Source organism: Actinophytocola sp. (assembly GCF_036402745.1).
Taxonomy (GTDB): domain Bacteria; phylum Actinomycetota; class Actinomycetes; order Mycobacteriales; family Pseudonocardiaceae; genus Actinophytocola.
This window is the reverse complement of the sequence record NZ_DASWSJ010000190.1, coordinates 1-15,109: the sequence shown is the minus strand read 5'-3', so window position 1 is coordinate 15,109 and position 15,109 is coordinate 1. Positions and strand designations below refer to the sequence as shown.

Genomic DNA, 15,109 nt, shown 5'->3' with positions numbered 1-15,109 from the left:
AGGTGGCCCGGTTCTCCACCGTGGCCGGCGAGCGGGGGAGCCCCGACACCTGGCGTGACCCCCGGGGCTTCGCGCTGAAGTTCTACACCAGCGAGGGCAACTACGACATGGTCGGGAACGACACTCCGGTGTTCTTCCTGCGCGACCCGATGAAGTTCCAGCACTTCATCCGGTCGCAAAAGCGCCGCGCCGACAACAACCTGCGCGATCACGACATGCAGTGGGACTTCTGGACGTTGTCCCCGGAGTCGGCACACCAGGTGACCTGGCTGATGGGCGACCGGGGCATCCCGCGCACCTGGCGGCACATGAACGGGTACAGCTCGCACACCTACATGTGGGTCAACGCGCAGGGCGAGAAGTTCTGGGTGAAGTACCACTTCATCAGCGACCAAGGGGTCGAGTGCCTGACCCAGGCCGAGGCCGACGCGCTGGCCGCCGCCGACGGCGACTACCACACCCGCGACCTGTTCGAGTCGATCGGCCGGGGTGAGTTCCCCAGCTGGACGCTCAAGATGCAGGTCATGCCGTTCGAGGACGCCAAGGACTACCGGTTCAACCCGTTCGACATGACCAAGGTGTGGCCGCACGCGGACTACCCGCTGGTCGAGGTCGGCCGGATGACCCTGGACCGCAACCCGACCGACTACCACTCCGAGATCGAGCAGCTGGCCGTCGAGCCGAGCAACCTCGTGCCGGGGATCGGGCCGAGCCCGGACAAGATGCTGCTGGGCCGGATGTTCTCCTACCCCGACGCGCACCGCGCCCGGATCGGGGCGAACTACAACCAGCTGCCGGTGAACGCGCCCGTCGCGCCGGTGAACAGCTACAGCAAGGACGGCGCGATGCGGTACCGCAAGGTGTCCGACCCCGTGTACGCGCCGAACTCCAAGGGCGGCCCGCAGGCCGACACGGTCCGCTACGGCGAGCCCGCCGGCTGGTACGCCGACGGCGAGATGGTCCACGCCGCGCAGACCCTGCACGCCGAGGACGACGACTGGGGCCAGGCCGGCACGCTGGTCCGCGTGGTCATGGACGACGCGGCGCGCGACCGGCTGGTGAGCAACATCGTCGGCCACCTGCTCGACGGCGTCACCGAGCCGGTCCTGCTGCGTGCCTTCGAGTACTGGCGCAACGTCGACGACGACCTGGGCCAGCGGGTGGAGAAGGGCGTCCGGGCCGGACAGTCCTGATCGGCCCGGCGAGAAGCGGCCCAGAGAAATGACCGGGGGCCCGGCGCCGGGGGCGCCGGGCCCTCAACCATCAGGAAGGTGCGAAATGTCCACTGCTCAACAGTCCGTGGCCGGGGTGACGGTTCCCGACACCAAGATCGCCCGCGAAGCGACCGAGCTGGTCCGCGATTCCACCACCGACCTCGTCTACAACCATTCCCGCCGGGTCTTCTGGTTCGCCAGCCTGCAGGGCAGGAACCGCGGGCTCAGCTTCGACCCCGAGCTTCTCTATATCGGGGCGATGTTCCACGACCTCGGCCTCAACGCGCGGTTCGGCGGCAGCGGCCGGCGTTTCGAGGTGGACAGTGCCGATGAGGCCCGCCGCTTCCTGCAGGCCCACGGGGCACCGGAGGACAGCGTTCGCCGGGTGTGGACGGCCATCGCGCTGCATACGACGCCCGGCATCCCGGAGTTCATGGAGCCCGAGGTCGCCCTGGTCACCGCCGGGGTCGAGTACGACGTGCTCGGCATCGGCTACCACGACATCAGCGACGCCGACAGGGCCGAGATCACCGGCCTGCACCCGCGGCCGGATTTCAAGCGCGGCATTCTCGAGGCGTTCACCGAAGGCATCGCGCCCAAGCCGGAAACGACGTTCGGGAATGTGAAGGCGGACGTCCTGGAACGGTTCGTCCCGGGATACCGGCGCGCCAACTTCGTGGACATCATCCAGAACTCGGCCTGGCCGGAATAGGCGACGTCGTGGCCCGGGGCGCGCGGCGTTGCCGACCCGTTGCGCACCGGGCTACCGTCATCCTGGTGAACGCGCCAGAAGACGGCGCCGACGTGGTTCCAGCCGCCGAGGTCGAGTCGGGCCACGACCAGCCCGACCGCACCCGGCTGCGCCGGCTCGTCGACGAGCAGGCGGCGCTGCGGCGGGTGGCCACGCTGGTGGCCGGCGGCGCGCGGCCGGACGAGGTGTTCACCGCGGTCGCGGACGAGCTCAACGGCCTGATCGGCGCCGAGGCCACGTTCGTGTCCCGCGTCGACCAAACGCCCGGGGGAGCCGAGGAGTACATCACCGTCGTCGGGTCCTACGGCCGGGTGAGCGACAAGGTACCGGTCGGCTTCCGGCTGAGGCTGCTGCCCGGGATGATCCAGGACACCGCGCTCCGGACCGGGCTGCCGGCCCGGATCAACGGCGACCGGCTGGCGAAGGGCCCGCACGGCGCCTGGGTCGCCACGCTGGGCATGCGGGCCGGGGTCGCCACGCCCATCGTCGTCGGGGGACGTCACTGGGGCGTGACGGTGGCCGCGACCTCCCGGGAGGACTTCCCTGCCGGCACCGAGTCGCGCATGGCGGGGTTCATGGAGCTCGCCGCGACGGCGATCGCCAACGGCCGGGCCGAGGAGAAGCTCCACGAGCTGGCGGAGACCCAGGCGGCACTGCGGCGGCTGGCCATGCTGGTCGCCCGCGGCGAGCCGCCCGAGGCGGTGTTCGCGGCAGCGACCTCGGAGGCGCTGCGGCATTTCGGTGGCGACACGGCGAGGATGTTCCGGTACGAGCCGGACGGAACCGTGACGCTCCTGGCCAACCACGGCACCACGGGCCCGCACGTGCGGGTCGGGGAACGGTGGGAGGGGTATCCGCCGACCGGGCTGACGGCGACCGTCCTGCGTACCGGCCGGGCCGCCCGGGTCGATGACTACCGCGACGTTCCCGGCGGGGAGCCGTATCTGCGCGAGGGGTTGCGGTCCGCGGTCGCCATGCCGATCCACGTCAACGGCCGGCTGTGGGGAGCCATCGCCGTCGGGTCCGCGCAGGGGCCGCCGCCCGACGCCGAGCAACGGATGACGGACTTCACCGAGCTGGTCGCCACCGCGGTCGCGAACGCCCAGAACTGGGACTCCCTGAAGGCGAGCCGGGACGAGCTCGCCCGCCTCCTCGCGGAGCAGGCCGCGCTGCGCAGGGTCGCCACGCTGGTCGCCCGCGGCATCGACCCGGCCGAGACCTTCTTCGCCGTCGCCGATGAGGTCCGCCTGCTGCTCGACGCGGACAGCGCGGGCATCGCCCGCTTCGAGCCCGACGGATCCGCGGTCGTGGTGGAGAGCGACGGCGCCGGGCCCGTCCAGGTCAACCTGCCGATCGGGACGCGCGTGCCGATCCCGGACTACCTCGCCCCGGCGCAGGTGTGGCGGACCGGCCGCCCCGCCCAGGTCGACGAGGAGGCGTGGCGTGGCCAGTCGGACCCGATGACCACCGGCCTGCGCGAGTTGGGCATCCGGTCGATGGTGGCGAGCCCGATCGTCGTCGAGGGGCGCTTGTGGGGCGTGGTGAACGCGTTGTCGACGCGGGGGCCGTTCCCCTGCGACACCGCCGACCGCATGGCGGACTTCACCGAGCTCGTCGCGACGGCCGTGGGGAACGCCGAGAGCCGGGCCGAGCTCGCCGCCTCGCGGACGCGGATCGTCGCGGCCGCGGACGACGCCCGCCGGCGGATCGAGCGGGACCTGCACGACGGCGCACAGCAACGCCTCGTCGCGCTGGCGCTGCGGCTGCGTTTCGCGGCGGCCCCCGCCGAGGGTGAGACCAGGGCCGAGCTCGCCGAGGTCGCCGAGGAGCTGATCGCGGTGATCGACGACCTGCGGGAGATGTCCCGCGGTATCCACCCGGCCATCCTGTCCAGGGCGGGGCTGCGCCAGGCGCTGCGCGCGCTCGGGCGGCGCTCGGCCGTCCCGGTGGAGATCGACGTGCGGATCGACGGCCGGCTTCCCGAGGCGGTCGAGGTGGGCGCCTACTACGTCGTGTCGGAGATGCTCAACAACGCGGCGAAGCACGCCCGCGCCACGGTGGTCACCGTCGACGTGGAAGCCAGCGGCGGCATGCTCCGGGTGTGCGTGCGCGACGACGGGATCGGCGGCGCCGACCCGGACCGGGGCTCGGGGCTGGTCGGGCTGAGGGACCGCATCGAGGCGCTGGGCGGCACGTTCACCGTGCACAGCCCGCCGGGTGCCGGCACCACGGCGTCCTGCGATCTTCCGGTCACGGCCGGCGTCGCGCGGCCCACCGCGGGCGGGGAGTCCCCGTGACCGGTCCAGGCGAGATCGATCGCGTCGCCGGGCTCTCCGGCCGCGCCGCGGCACTCGGCCCGGGTGTCCAGGCATCGCTGGAGTTGTTGCGCCGCAACGTCGACCGGCCGAGCGCGGCGCGGGTCTACGACTGCATCCTGGGCGGGGTACACCACTTCGGCATCGACCGCGAGTTCGCCGACCGCCAGCTCGAGCTGATGCCCGACCTGCGGCGAGCGATGGTCGCCAACCGCGACTTCCTCGGCCGCGCGGTCCGCCACGCGGTCAGCCGCGGGGTGCGTCAGTTCGTCGACATCGGCTCCGGGCTGCCGACCGCGGGCAACGTGCACGAGGTGGCCGACCGGCACGCGCCGGGCGAATGCCGGGTCGTGTACGTGGACAACGAACCGGTCGCGCACGCGCACGCCGACCTGCTCCTGGCCGGCACGGCGGACACCCGGCGGCACCGCGCCGTGCGTGCCGACTACCTCGACCACGGCGCTTTGTGGCGTGCCGTGCTCGACACCGACGTGATCGATCCCGCGGCGCCGATCTGCCTGCTGGTGGTGGCGATGCTGCATTTCATCGCGCCCGAACGGCAGCCCGGGAACGCGATGGAGTTCTACCGCCGGCAGCTTCCGCCCGGCTCGCTGCTGGTGATCTCCCACGGCTGCGACGAGCTCGACGATCCCGGCATCCGGGCGGTGGTCCGCAACTACGCGCAGACCACGGCGGCGGCGCACCTGCGTAGCCGCGACGAGGTCGCCGCCTTCTTCGGCGACTTCGAGCTCGTGCCGCCGGGTCTCGTGTGGACACCCGAGTGGGGTGAGACCGGCCCGGACCGGTGGTCGGGACCGCCCGCGCGGTCGCGCTACCTTGCCGGCGTGGCACGCAAACCCGGCGCCGCGGGGGAGTAGCCGCGCCCGGCGGTGGCAGCTGGCAGGTATGCCGGGACTCCCGCTGGCCGCAGGGGTGGGTTCGTGCTGGCGGTGGCGACACGCGGGCCGTCCGGCGGCGATGCTCGTAGGACAACACGGCTCGTACGACAACACGGTTTCCGCACACGGGGAGCGCGCCATGCCCGACTGGTCGACGGTGCCGGTGCCGGGGAGCCGGGTTGTGCTGACCGGGGCGGCGGGTGGGCTGGGGCGCGCCTTGGCCGACGCGCTCGGCGAGGTGGGTGCCGAGGTCGTGGGCGTCGACCTGCCGGGAACGGGGGCGACCGTCACCGCGGACCTCACCGACGACGACGCCGCGCGCCGCGCGGTGGCCGAGGCGGTGGGCCGGCTGGGCGGCCTGGACGCGCTGATCGGCGCGGCCGGCGTGGTGGACACCATCCATCGCGCGGAAACCTTCCCGCTCAAGGCTTTTCGCGGGGACATCGAGGCGAACCTGGTGGCCCAGTTCACCGTCGCGCAGGCCGCGTTCCCCGCGCTGCGGGAGGGCCGCCGGCCGGCGATCGTGTTGTTCTCCTCGGTCGCGGGGCAGGACGGGCTGCCCGGCCAGGCGGGCTATGCCGCGGCCAAGGCCGGCGTCCTCGGGCTGACGAGGTCGCTCGCCGCCGAGTGGGCCGGCGCCGGCATCCGGGTCAACGCCGTGGTCCCCGGTCTCGTCGCGACGCCGAAGGTGCTCGCCATGCCCGCGGCGGCCCGCGACCGGCTGCTCGCCGGGGTGCCGATGGGGCGGGTCGCGGCGCTCGCCGAGGTCGTCGGCCCGGTGCTCTACCTGCTGTCGCCGGCGGCGGGATACCTGACAGGGCAGGCATTGCGCCTCGACGGCGGCGCCGGGCTCGGCCAGGCCGGACTCCACCGCTGAGAGAGCTGAATGGGAACTGAGCCAGGTACTTACGTCGGCGTGGACATCGGTGGCACGTTCCGGCAGGGCGACGGCCATGGCAACCCCTGTCAGACCTCGTGCGCGGCGATGATCGTCGCGACGACCGCCGAGTAGTCGAGGTCGGTTACCGAGGCGTGGGCCGCCTGGTCGAGCCAGCCGAGCGACGCCTCCGCCAGGGGGAGCGGCCGGTCGACCGTCTCGGTCACCAGGTGCAGGTCCTTCAGGGCGAGGCTCAGCTTGAAGTTGGGCGGGTAGGTGCCCGACTCGATGTTGGCGCGCTTGTTGCGGACGGTGGGCCCGATGGGCGAGTCGACCAGGATGTCCAGCAGGCTCGTGCGGTCGAGCCCGAGCGTGTCGCCGACCGCGAGGGCCTCGCCGAGGGCGGTGATCGCCACGCCGAGGGTCAGGTTGACGACCAGCTTCATCGCCGCGCCCGCGCCCGGGCCGCCCACGTGGTGCGGGGTGCCGAGCACGGCGAGCAGCGGCTGGACGGTCTCGAAGTCCTCGTCGGACGCGCCGACATAGATGGCGAGCCGGCCCGCGGTCGCCTCGGGGACGCTGCCGCGCACCGGCGAGTCGACCAAGGTCACCTGCTTCGGCAGCCGCTCGGCGACCGCGCGGACCTCCAGCGGGCCCACCGTGGACATGTCGACGAGCACCTGCCCGGGACGCAACGCGCTGAGCACGCCCTCGTCGCCGCCCAGCACCTGGTCCAGTGCCTTCGGGTTGGCCAGCATGGTGAACACGACGTCGGCCCCGGTCACCGCCGCGGCCGGGGTCTCCGCCGCCCAGGCACCCTCGTCGACGAGGGGCGTCGTCCTGGCGGCGGTCCGGTTCCAGACGGTGACGTCGTGGCCGGCCCCGAGCAGCCGGGTCGCCAGCGGCGTCCCCATGAGGCCGAGGCCGAGGAATGCGAGCTTTGCCATGGTGTTCCCTTCCCTACATGCCTTCGGGATGCGGTCCCCACATGGGCACCGAGTCGGCGAGGATCAGGTCGATGTCGGCGAGGTCCTGCGCCGAGAGGGGCACGTCGGCGGCTGTTCCGTCCAGTTGGGACGGTCGGCGGGCGCCGACGATCGTGACGTCGACAGCCGGGTTGGCCAGCGTCCAGCTGACCGCGAGCGCGGGGAGGGTCATGCCCAGGTCCGCCGCGAGCACCTTGAGCCGCTCCACCACGCGCAGGTTCAGCAGGAACGTCTCGCCGGCGAAGTCCGGGCTCTTGGCGCGCCAGTCGTTCGCGGCGAAGGTCGTCCGCGGCGACATGTGGCCGCCGAGCAGGCCGTGCGCCAGCGGTCCGTACGCCAGCACCCCGATGTGGTGCTTCACGGTGTAGGGCAGGATCTCCTTCTCGATGTCCCGGTGGAACATGTGGTACGGCGGCTGCAGGGTCTCCAGCCAGCCGAGCGAGCGCAGCTCCTCCATCTGCTCGACGCCGTAGTTCGAGACGCCGACGTAGCGGATCTTGCCCTCGCCGACGAGCTGCTCGAGCGCCGCCGCGGTCTCCTCGGCGGGCGTGCGCAGGTCGGGCCAGTGGATCTGGTAGAGGTCGATGTGGTCGGTGCCGAGGGCGCGCAGGCTCGACTCGACGCCCTCGCGAAGCCAGCTCGCGCTCGCGTCGCGGAGCAGCGTGTCGCCGTCCATCCGCAGCCCGCCCTTGGTCGCGATGACGACCTCCTCGCGGCTGACCCGCTGCCGCAGCGCGTCGCCGAGCAGCCGCTCGGCGGCGCCGAAGCCGTAGCCCTGCGCGGTGTCGAACAGGGTGATGCCGAGGTCGAGTGCCCGGTGGATGGCCGCCGTGCTCTCCTCGACGTCGACCGCGCCCCACTCGCCACCGAACGCCCAGGTGCCGAACGCGATGTCGGAGACCTGGAGGTCAGTGGGCCCGAGATAGACCTGTCGCATAGTGCGTTTCCTCCCTTGTCGTAACCGTTGTGTGGCGGGGCGCGTCCCCACCCACGGCCCGGATCCGCGGCAGCCGCAACGGCAGGAGCGGGAGCCGCCCGCGTTGCTCGACGACGACGAAGAGGCCCAGGAGGACCACCCCGGCCGCGACCTCGATCAGCGTGCGGGGCGAGGTCCACCCGGCCGTCGGCGCCTCGACGAGCGCGTCGACGATCGCCAGCGCTCCCACGGTGACCAGCGCGGCACCCGGGAGGTCGAACCGCCGCGGCCGCGGCGCGGGGCCGCCGTCGCGCAGGACGAGCGGGGCCAGCACGAGCAGCGCGGCCGTGATCGGGACGTCGACGAAGAAGACGGCCTGCCGGCCGAACGAGCCGGTGAGCACGCCGCCCGCCAGAACGCCGAGGGACAGGCCACCCACGCCGGCCGAGCCCAGCACGGCCACGGCCCGGTTGCGCTCACGGCCTTTGGCGAACGTGGTGTTCACCAGCGACAGGATCGCCGGGAACAGCAGTGCCCCGCCCACCCCCTGCACCGCCCGGCAGGCGATCAGCACGCTCGCGTTCCCCGCGAGCCCACCGGCCAGCGAGGCCACCCCGGACAGCCCGAGCGCCAGCATGAACATGCGCCGCCGGCCCAGCAGGTCGGCGGCCCGGCCGCCCAGCAGCAGGAACCCGCCGACGGCCAGCGGGTAGGCGCTGACCACCCACTGGACGGTCCCGTCGGCGAGACCCAGTACCCGGCCGATGTCCGGCAGCGCCACGTCGACGGTCGAGTAGTCGAGCGCGATCACCAGCTGAGCCGTCGCCAGCACCACCAGCGCGGGCCCCGTGGACGTAGACCTGGCATAGGGCGGATGGGGTCTGCGGTCCATGCAATCGAGCCTTGCCGCGAAGGGCCTTCGTGTCGTCGCCGCCAGCGTGCATCGGCACGGGCCGGTAGCGGGCAAACCAGGATTCCAGCCAGCGGGCAGGGACAACGGCCGCTGGCCGGGCAGACCCGCGCCTCCCGTGCCGGAAGTCTTGACATGGAACAGGAAACGCGCCGAGGGAGACAACGACATGGCCGGGGACTCGACGACCGCTTCTCTTCTTTCCGTTGGGGTGGCACGGAAGGACACGACGATCCGATCGATGGTGCTCGCCCTGCTGGTCGGGCTCATCGCGGTGGACCAGGCGGCCAAGTGGTGGGCCTGGCGCCACGCCGCGGGCGTGCACATCAACTACGGCGGCAACGCGCTCGTGGGGACGACGGTCAGCCGGTGGTACGCCAACCCCGTGACCGGTGGCGTGCTCGACGTGCTGGACTTCGCGTTGCTGAGTACCGCGGTTGCTCTCCTGCTGCGCCGCCGCCGGCCGACCGTCGTGCTGGTGACGGGAACCCTGATGATCGGCGGGTGGATCAGCAACCTCGTGGACCGGCTGGGACTGCACTACTGGACCGCCCCGGGCAGCGTGCGCGGCGCGGTGGACTTCATCCACATGGGCCAGATCTACTACAACCTCGCGGACGTGTTCATCGTCGTCGGGACGCTGAGCTTCCTGCTGGCCGTGGGCGCATCCGCCACGGGCTGGTCGACCGGCTCCTGGACCCCGACGCGCCGCCGGCTGCGTGCCCGCGGGTGGATGTCGACGATCGCGGCCGCGGCCGGTCTCATCGTCGTGGTCACCTTCGGCGCCGTGAACTACGGCGGCGTCACCGCCCCGGACACGACAGCCATCGAAGCCGGCCAGCTGCCGGGTTAAGGCCTGTCTCGTAGATCATCGTGTGAAGTCCTGCGCCGAGCACCGGAATCTCAGGGGACCGTGACGGCACCCAGCCACCACCCACCTCGATACCCGCACTATCCGCCGGGACGCAACGCACACTTTAAATCCCGGGGAGGCGGACTAGGTTCGGGTCACGAGGGCTGGTCGTGCCTCGCGGTGGGCAGCTCCACCAGCAGCGTGGTGCCCTCGCCGTCCGGGCTCGTGATCGCGACCGTTCCGCCGAGGGCCTGGACGCGGTCGGTGAGCCCGACGAGTCCCGAGCCGTGCCCGGGTGCCGCGCCGCCGACGCCGTCGTCGTGGACCGAGAGGTGCAGGGCGCCGTCCTCGGCGCGGACGTCGATCCGGGCGACCGAGGCGTGGGCGTGCTTGACGGTGTTGGTGAGCGCCTCGGAGATCACGTAGTACGCCGCGACCTCGATCTGCTCGGGTGGCCGCGCCGGAAGGTCCACGTCGAGCTCCACCGGGACCACCGAGCGGCGGGCCAGCGCCCGGAGCGCGGGCCGCAGGCCACCCTCGGACAGGATCGCCGGGTGGATGCCGCGGGACAGCTCCCGCAGGTCGTCGGTCGCCTCCGCCATCTCGCCGGCGATCTCGCTCAGCCGCTCCCGGACCTCGGGTGGCGCGGTCGCCTCGACGGCGCGCAGCTCCAGCGACAGGGACACCAGCCGCTGCTGGATCCCGTCGTGCAGGTCCCGCTCGATCCGGCGCCGGGCCTGGTCGCCGGCCGCCACGATGCGGGCCCGTGACGCGGCCAGCTCCGCGCGGCTGGCCTGCAGCGACCCGGCCATCGTGTTGAAGCTGCGCTCCAGCACACCGATCTCGGCAGCCCCGTGCTCCGGCAGCCGCGCGCCGAGGTCGCCCCCGGCGAGCCGGCCGGCCATGCCCGCCGCCTGGCGGACCGGCCGGACGATCGCACGCGAGAGGTACCCGGCGAACAGGACGACGAGCACGACGGATCCGCCGAGGCCGGCGGCCGCCGCGACGATCGCCCGGTGGGCGGCCGTGTCGGAGCGGGTCTGCCTGGCCGCGGCCAGGTTCTGCTCGGCGGCCATGAACTGGTCGAACCCGACCCGGATCGCGTCGATGCGCCGCACACCCTCGTCGACGGCCGCCGGGGTCCGGGCGGCGACGAGATCCCGTCGCGCGGCATCGACCAGCGGGATCGAGTAGTCCCGGAGGTAGGAGGTGGCGTCCCGCTGGATCTGCTGGGCGAGCGCGAGCTGGCCGGGGTTGTCGGTCACCAGCTGCTCCAGGGTCTGCGCCTGCTGGGGGAACGCGGCCTGCCCGGACCGCCACAGGTCGAGGCTGCTGTTCTGCCCGGTGATGAGGTACCCGCGCTCGCCCGCCTCGACGTCCACGATCAGCCGCTCGAGCCGGTTGGCCGCCACGAGCACCTCTTCGGAGTGGAACGCGCTGCGCTCCGAGGCACGCAGGTCCGCGATCGACAGGAGCAGCACCGCGAAGGCGGCGCTGACGACCAGCGCCAGCAGACCGCTCGCCACGAGCATGCGGCGCGTGAGTCCGGCTCTCACCTCAGCCGCCGGTCCGCCGGCGCCACCGGGGATGCGCACAGCGCGCCACGCTAGCCGATACGGCAAGCTGGACGATAATGCCGGTATTGCCGGAAACGATGATGGAGCTGCGATGCGGGTGATCCTGGCCGAAGACGACGTCCTCCTGCGTGAGGGCCTCGCCAGCCTGCTCGAGCGGTCCGGCCTCGAGGTCGTCGGGCAGGCCGGCGAGGCCACGGGGCTGCTGACCCTGGTCCGCGAGAAGGCGCCCGAGCTGGTGATCGTCGACATCCGGATGCCGCCGACGCACACCACCGAGGGGCTCGACGCCGCCCGGGAGATCCGCGCCGAGTTCCCCGACGTCGCCATCCTGGTTCTGTCGGCGCACGCCGAGGTCGAGCACGCGATGGAGCTGCTGGCCAGCGGCCAGCGGATCGGCTACCTGCTCAAGAGCCGCATCACCGACGTCGAGGACTTCGTCGAGACGCTCGAGCGGATCGCCAAGGGCGGCTCCGTCGTGGACCCGGCGCTGGTGCGGGAGCTGGTGACCGCGCGCAAGCGCAACGACCCGCTGGCCGTGCTCAGCGAGCGGGAGCGCGAGGTGCTGGCGCTGATGGCCGAGGGGCGCTCCAACGCGGGCATCTCCCGCCGGTTGTGGGTCACCGAGGGAACCGTGGAGAAGCACGTCCGGCACATCCTTGCCAAGCTGAACCTCCCGGAGGCAGACGACGATCACCGCCGGGTGCTCGCGGTGGTCACGTTTCTCGATGCCCGTTGACCCGGTTGCCGTCCCCGCGTCCGAGCAGGTCACGGATGGCGTCCGCGGACAGCGCGGTCTTCGGCAGGAACCCCGCGGTGGGGCTCGCCGCGATCAGCTCGGCGTAGTCGTCCTCGGCGTGGGTGGAGATCATGATCAGCTGGGACGTCGCCACACCGGCGTCGTGGTGGAGCCGCCGCACCACCTCGAAGCCGCTCTGACCACCGAGGTCGATGTCCACCAGCGTGACATCCGGCCGCAGCTCCGCGACGCGCCGGAGTGCCTCGGCACCTGTCGAGGCCACGCCGACGACCGCAACGCCCTCGCGTTCCAGCACGCCGCGCGCGGCCGCCAGGAACCGAGGACTGTCGTCGACAATGAGGCAGCGGAGCACGTCCTCAGGATCGCAGCAGGGCTTCGGGCGCGCATTCCGGCTAGCGGGGATCATTCCCGGACAGGTCGCCCCACCCCGCCGCGGCGGGGCTGAGCTGTCTCGTGGGCCGGCGGGATAGGTGGCGTTTCCCCGGGTAGACAGGGCCATGCGGGTTCTCGTCACAGGCGCCCGGGGCAAGGTCGGCGCCGCCGTGATCCACCGGTTGTCCCGGGACGGGTACGACGTGACCGGGGTCGACCTGGCACCGCCCGTCGAGGAACGCGGTCGCGAGGTCGCCTACCTCCAGGCCGACCTCGCGGACGCCGGACAGGCCGCCGCCGTGACGCCGGGGCACGACGCGGTCGTGCACACCGCAGCCATCCCCAGCCCGCCGCGCGCCACGTCCTGACGCGTGGGCCGCCGGGAAGCCGGACCGGGACGTGGTCCCAGCGGCCTGGGACCAAATCCCGTACGTGAGGCCTGTTCACATCTGGCTGTCGTCGGTCACGCTTGGCGCACCCCGACCCGTTGAGCGACAGGCGATCCGATGACCACTGTGGAGTTGACGTCGAGGCGCGGCACGACGTGGTTACTCGGGGCCCTCGGCACCGCGTTGCTGGTCGGGTGCCTGGTGTGGCTGCGGCGCGGCCAGTCCTACACCTGGCTGGTGGACTTCGAGGTGTACCGCCTCGGCGCCGAGGCGGTCCTCGGCGGGCACGGCCTCTACCTCGACGCGGCGTCGTTCAGCCACATGTACTTCACCTACCCGCCGATCGCCGCCGTGCTGTTCGCGCCGGCCACGCTCGGCCCGCTCGCCGTCACCGGGTTCGTCTGGATCGTCATCGACGCGTTGGCCCTGGTGGGCGCGATCTGGTGCACGCTCGACGCGGTCGGGGTGCGCGGCCCGCGGCCGCGGGCCGGGCTCACCGGGGCCACCGCGGCGCTCGCGGTGCTGCTGGTGCCGGTCGACCTCGAGCTCGCGCTCGGGCAGCTCAACCTGATCCTCATGTTCCTGGTGCTGCTCGACCTGTTGCGGGGCAACGGCAGGCGCTGGCAGGGCGTGGGCATCGGCGTCGCCGCGGGGATCAAGCTGATCCCGCTGATCTACGTGGTCTACCTGGCGTGCACCGGCCGGCTGCGGGCCGCCGCGACCGCGTTCGGGGCGTTCGCCGGCACGGTCCTGCTCGGCTTCGTGCTGGTGCCAGGTGACGCGGCGGCGTACTGGTTCGGGCCGGGCCTCAGCGCCAACCGGCCCGGCGCGCCGCAGACGCCGTTCAACGAGTCGCTGCGCGGGGTGCTCGCGCGGCTGCTCGGCAGCGACGAGCCGGTGAGCCTCGCCTGGCTGGCCACCGCCGCCGTCGTGGGCGTGCTCGGCCTGGCGACCGCGGTTGCCTTACACCGCAGGGGTTTCCTGCTGCGGGGTGTGCTCGTGTGCGCGCTCACCGCGCTGCTGGTGTCGCCGGTGTCCTGGCTGCCGCACTGGGTGTGGGTGGTGCCGGTGCTCATCCTCCTCGCGAGCCTCGCGTGGCGGCAGCGGTCGGTGTGGTGGCTCGCGCTCACCGTGCTCACCGCGGTGGTGTTCGGGCTGCGCGTGGTGTTCTGGTTCGTCCCGCCGGAGGCGTTCTACCCGCTGTCGTCGCCGGCGAACCTGGGCATGGCCGCGGGTGCCCAGCTGGCCGCCGCGACCTACCCCGTCCTGGCGGTCGCGCTCATCGTGGCGCTGGCCTACCCGGTCCTCGTGCCGGCCCGCCGCGACGAGGCGGCGCCGGCCCCGGTTTAGCGAGGCTCGGGATCCGGCCACCACGGCTTTCGCTTACCGTTGTGGTGTCCGGAGGTGAGAGGGCCATGGTCGATCGGCGTGCTCGCGGTGTTCCGCGGTCGTCGCTCGGGCGCGTGCAGGCTTACCTCGGCCGGTGCAGCGCGGCCGAGGCGCTGGCCAACCGGGAGCGGTTCGGCGGGGTCACGTTGCAGGGGCTGCACGGGCTCACCGTCGCCCGGGTGCTGGCGCGGGCGGGGGAGCTCGCCGGGGTGGACCTCGACCCGGCCGCCTACCTCGCGCGGGGGAAGGTCAAGCCGCCGGTCGTCGAGGGGCAGCTGGGGCTCGACCTCGACCTGCCGGTGTTCGACTGGGTCGAGGCGCAGGCCGAGCTGGGGCTGCCGGTGGTGCGTACCGCGGGCCCGCGGTTGCGGGTGGGGCAGCTCGACGAGCTGAAGGCGCAGCTGCACCGCGACTACCCCGTGCCGGTCTCCGTGACCCTGGCCCTCGACGGGGGCTGGCTCGGGTCCAGGCACAGCGGGGTGCTCGCCGAGCAGCTGCGGGCCGCCGACCGGGACGTCTCGCTGGTCCTCGGTGCCCCGTTCGACCCGGTGGACTCCTCCTACAAGGTCCTCGGGTTGCGCCGGTTGCTGCGGTGGAGCGCCCGGACCGGCCGCACGCTGGAGCTGCTGCGCACCGGGCCGGTCGGGATTCCCGCCATCGCCGCCGGCGCGAGGCTCGCGGCCATCGGGTTGTCGTCGTCCACCCGGCACCTCGGTGGACCGGTCGCCCGGCGCGCCGACGGGGTGGTGCCCAAGCGCAGTCCGCAGGTGTTCGTGCCGCGGCTGCTGCACTGGCAGCGGGGGATCGACCTCAGGGGCACCGCGGTCACCGACTGCGGGTGCGCCGCCTGCGCACGGGCCGGGTCGGGGTTGCGGCGCTTCGACGTCGCCTTCGACTCCGCGGT

15 protein-coding genes are annotated in these 15,109 nt (G+C 72.8%); 10 read left to right on the top strand and 5 right to left on the bottom strand.

Features of this window, described 5'->3' with window-relative positions:
- The 5 genes from VGD70_RS18385 to VGD70_RS18365 form a co-directional block, all read left to right on the top strand.
- Positions 1-1,193, top strand: a 1,193-nt coding sequence (locus VGD70_RS18385; protein ID WP_331082863.1) for a catalase, incomplete at its 5' end; no start/stop codon positions are given.
- Positions 1,194-1,299: 106 nt separating this feature from the next.
- Positions 1,300-1,926, top strand: coding sequence for an HD domain-containing protein (locus tag VGD70_RS18380; RefSeq protein ID WP_331082861.1), 627 nt, complete (start codon positions 1,300-1,302; stop codon positions 1,924-1,926).
- Positions 1,927-1,991: 65 nt separating this feature from the next.
- On the top strand, positions 1,992-4,262 hold the full coding sequence (locus VGD70_RS18375) for a GAF domain-containing sensor histidine kinase (RefSeq protein ID WP_331082859.1): 2,271 nt from the start codon (positions 1,992-1,994) through the stop codon (positions 4,260-4,262).
- On the top strand, positions 4,259-5,158 hold the full coding sequence (locus VGD70_RS18370) for an SAM-dependent methyltransferase (RefSeq protein ID WP_331082856.1): 900 nt from the start codon (positions 4,259-4,261) through the stop codon (positions 5,156-5,158). Before VGD70_RS18375 ends, VGD70_RS18370 begins: the two co-directional genes overlap by 4 nt.
- A gap of 160 nt (positions 5,159-5,318) precedes the next feature.
- On the top strand, positions 5,319-6,056 hold the full coding sequence (locus tag VGD70_RS18365; protein ID WP_331082854.1) for an SDR family NAD(P)-dependent oxidoreductase: 738 nt from the start codon (positions 5,319-5,321) through the stop codon (positions 6,054-6,056).
- Positions 6,057-6,145: 89 nt separating this feature from the next.
- Here the strand turns inward: VGD70_RS18365 and VGD70_RS18360 are convergent, their stop codons facing one another.
- From VGD70_RS18360 to VGD70_RS18350, 3 genes are read right to left on the bottom strand one after another with little or no spacing between them, the layout of a single operon-like run.
- Positions 6,146-7,003, bottom strand: a complete 858-nt coding sequence (locus VGD70_RS18360) for an NAD(P)-dependent oxidoreductase (RefSeq protein WP_331082852.1) — start codon at positions 7,001-7,003, stop codon at positions 6,146-6,148.
- A 13-nt stretch (positions 7,004-7,016) separates the two neighbouring features.
- Positions 7,017-7,979, bottom strand: coding sequence for an aldo/keto reductase (locus VGD70_RS18355; protein ID WP_331082850.1), 963 nt, complete (start codon positions 7,977-7,979; stop codon positions 7,017-7,019).
- On the bottom strand, positions 7,951-8,850 hold the full coding sequence (locus tag VGD70_RS18350; protein ID WP_331082848.1) for an MFS transporter: 900 nt from the start codon (positions 8,848-8,850) through the stop codon (positions 7,951-7,953). Before VGD70_RS18350 ends, VGD70_RS18355 begins: the two co-directional genes overlap by 29 nt.
- A 259-nt stretch (positions 8,851-9,109) precedes the next feature.
- Between VGD70_RS18350 and VGD70_RS18345 the strand changes: the two genes are divergently transcribed.
- Entirely contained in the window at positions 9,110-9,721 is a 612-nt protein-coding gene (locus VGD70_RS18345; RefSeq protein WP_331082846.1) for a signal peptidase II, read from the top strand.
- 155 nt (positions 9,722-9,876) lie between these two features.
- Here VGD70_RS18345 and VGD70_RS18340 read toward each other — a convergent pair whose 3' ends face one another.
- Positions 9,877-11,277 (bottom strand): CHASE3 domain-containing protein, encoded by a 1,401-nt coding sequence (locus tag VGD70_RS18340; RefSeq protein WP_331082844.1) that lies wholly within the window; start codon positions 11,275-11,277, stop codon positions 9,877-9,879.
- A gap of 112 nt (positions 11,278-11,389) precedes the next feature.
- Here VGD70_RS18340 and VGD70_RS18335 point away from each other — a divergent pair, with 112 nt between their 5' ends.
- On the top strand, positions 11,390-12,034 hold the full coding sequence (locus VGD70_RS18335; RefSeq protein ID WP_331082842.1) for a response regulator transcription factor: 645 nt from the start codon (positions 11,390-11,392) through the stop codon (positions 12,032-12,034).
- Here VGD70_RS18335 and VGD70_RS18330 read toward each other — a convergent pair.
- A complete protein-coding gene (locus tag VGD70_RS18330) occupies positions 12,012-12,407 on the bottom strand; it encodes a response regulator transcription factor (RefSeq protein WP_331082840.1) in 396 nt (131 codons plus the stop codon). The genes VGD70_RS18335 and VGD70_RS18330 overlap by 23 nt on opposite strands.
- A 145-nt stretch (positions 12,408-12,552) precedes the next feature.
- Here VGD70_RS18330 and VGD70_RS18325 point away from each other — a divergent pair, with 145 nt between their 5' ends.
- The 3 genes from VGD70_RS18325 to VGD70_RS18315 all read left to right on the top strand — a co-directional run.
- Entirely contained in the window at positions 12,553-12,795 is a 243-nt protein-coding gene (locus VGD70_RS18325; RefSeq protein WP_331082838.1) for an NAD(P)-dependent oxidoreductase, read from the top strand.
- 138 nt (positions 12,796-12,933) lie between these two features.
- Positions 12,934-14,166 carry a glycosyltransferase 87 family protein gene (locus VGD70_RS18320; RefSeq protein ID WP_331082836.1) on the top strand — a complete coding sequence of 411 codons (1,233 nt, stop codon included), beginning with the start codon at positions 12,934-12,936 and terminating at the stop codon, positions 14,164-14,166.
- A 113-nt stretch (positions 14,167-14,279) separates the two neighbouring features.
- On the top strand, positions 14,280-15,109 hold an 830-nt coding region (locus VGD70_RS18315), incomplete at its 3' end, for a hypothetical protein (protein WP_331082834.1).

Bases quoted from the DNA above. Each gene is read 5' to 3' on its own strand.
- VGD70_RS18365 (WP_331082854.1), top strand. From the start codon at position 5,319: ATGCCCGACTGGTCGACGGTGCCGGTGCCGGGGAGCCGGGTTGTGCTG.
- VGD70_RS18360 (WP_331082852.1), bottom strand. From the start codon at position 7,003: ATGGCAAAGCTCGCATTCCTCGGCCTCGGCCTCATGGGGACGCCGCTG.
- VGD70_RS18355 (WP_331082850.1), bottom strand. From the start codon at position 7,979: ATGCGACAGGTCTATCTCGGGCCCACTGACCTCCAGGTCTCCGACATC.
- VGD70_RS18350 (WP_331082848.1), bottom strand. From the start codon at position 8,850: ATGGACCGCAGACCCCATCCGCCCTATGCCAGGTCTACGTCCACGGGG.
- VGD70_RS18345 (WP_331082846.1), top strand. From the start codon at position 9,110: ATGGTGCTCGCCCTGCTGGTCGGGCTCATCGCGGTGGACCAGGCGGCC.
- VGD70_RS18335 (WP_331082842.1), top strand. From the start codon at position 11,390: ATGCGGGTGATCCTGGCCGAAGACGACGTCCTCCTGCGTGAGGGCCTC.
- VGD70_RS18325 (WP_331082838.1), top strand. From the start codon at position 12,553: ATGCGGGTTCTCGTCACAGGCGCCCGGGGCAAGGTCGGCGCCGCCGTG.
- VGD70_RS18320 (WP_331082836.1), top strand. From the start codon at position 12,934: ATGACCACTGTGGAGTTGACGTCGAGGCGCGGCACGACGTGGTTACTC.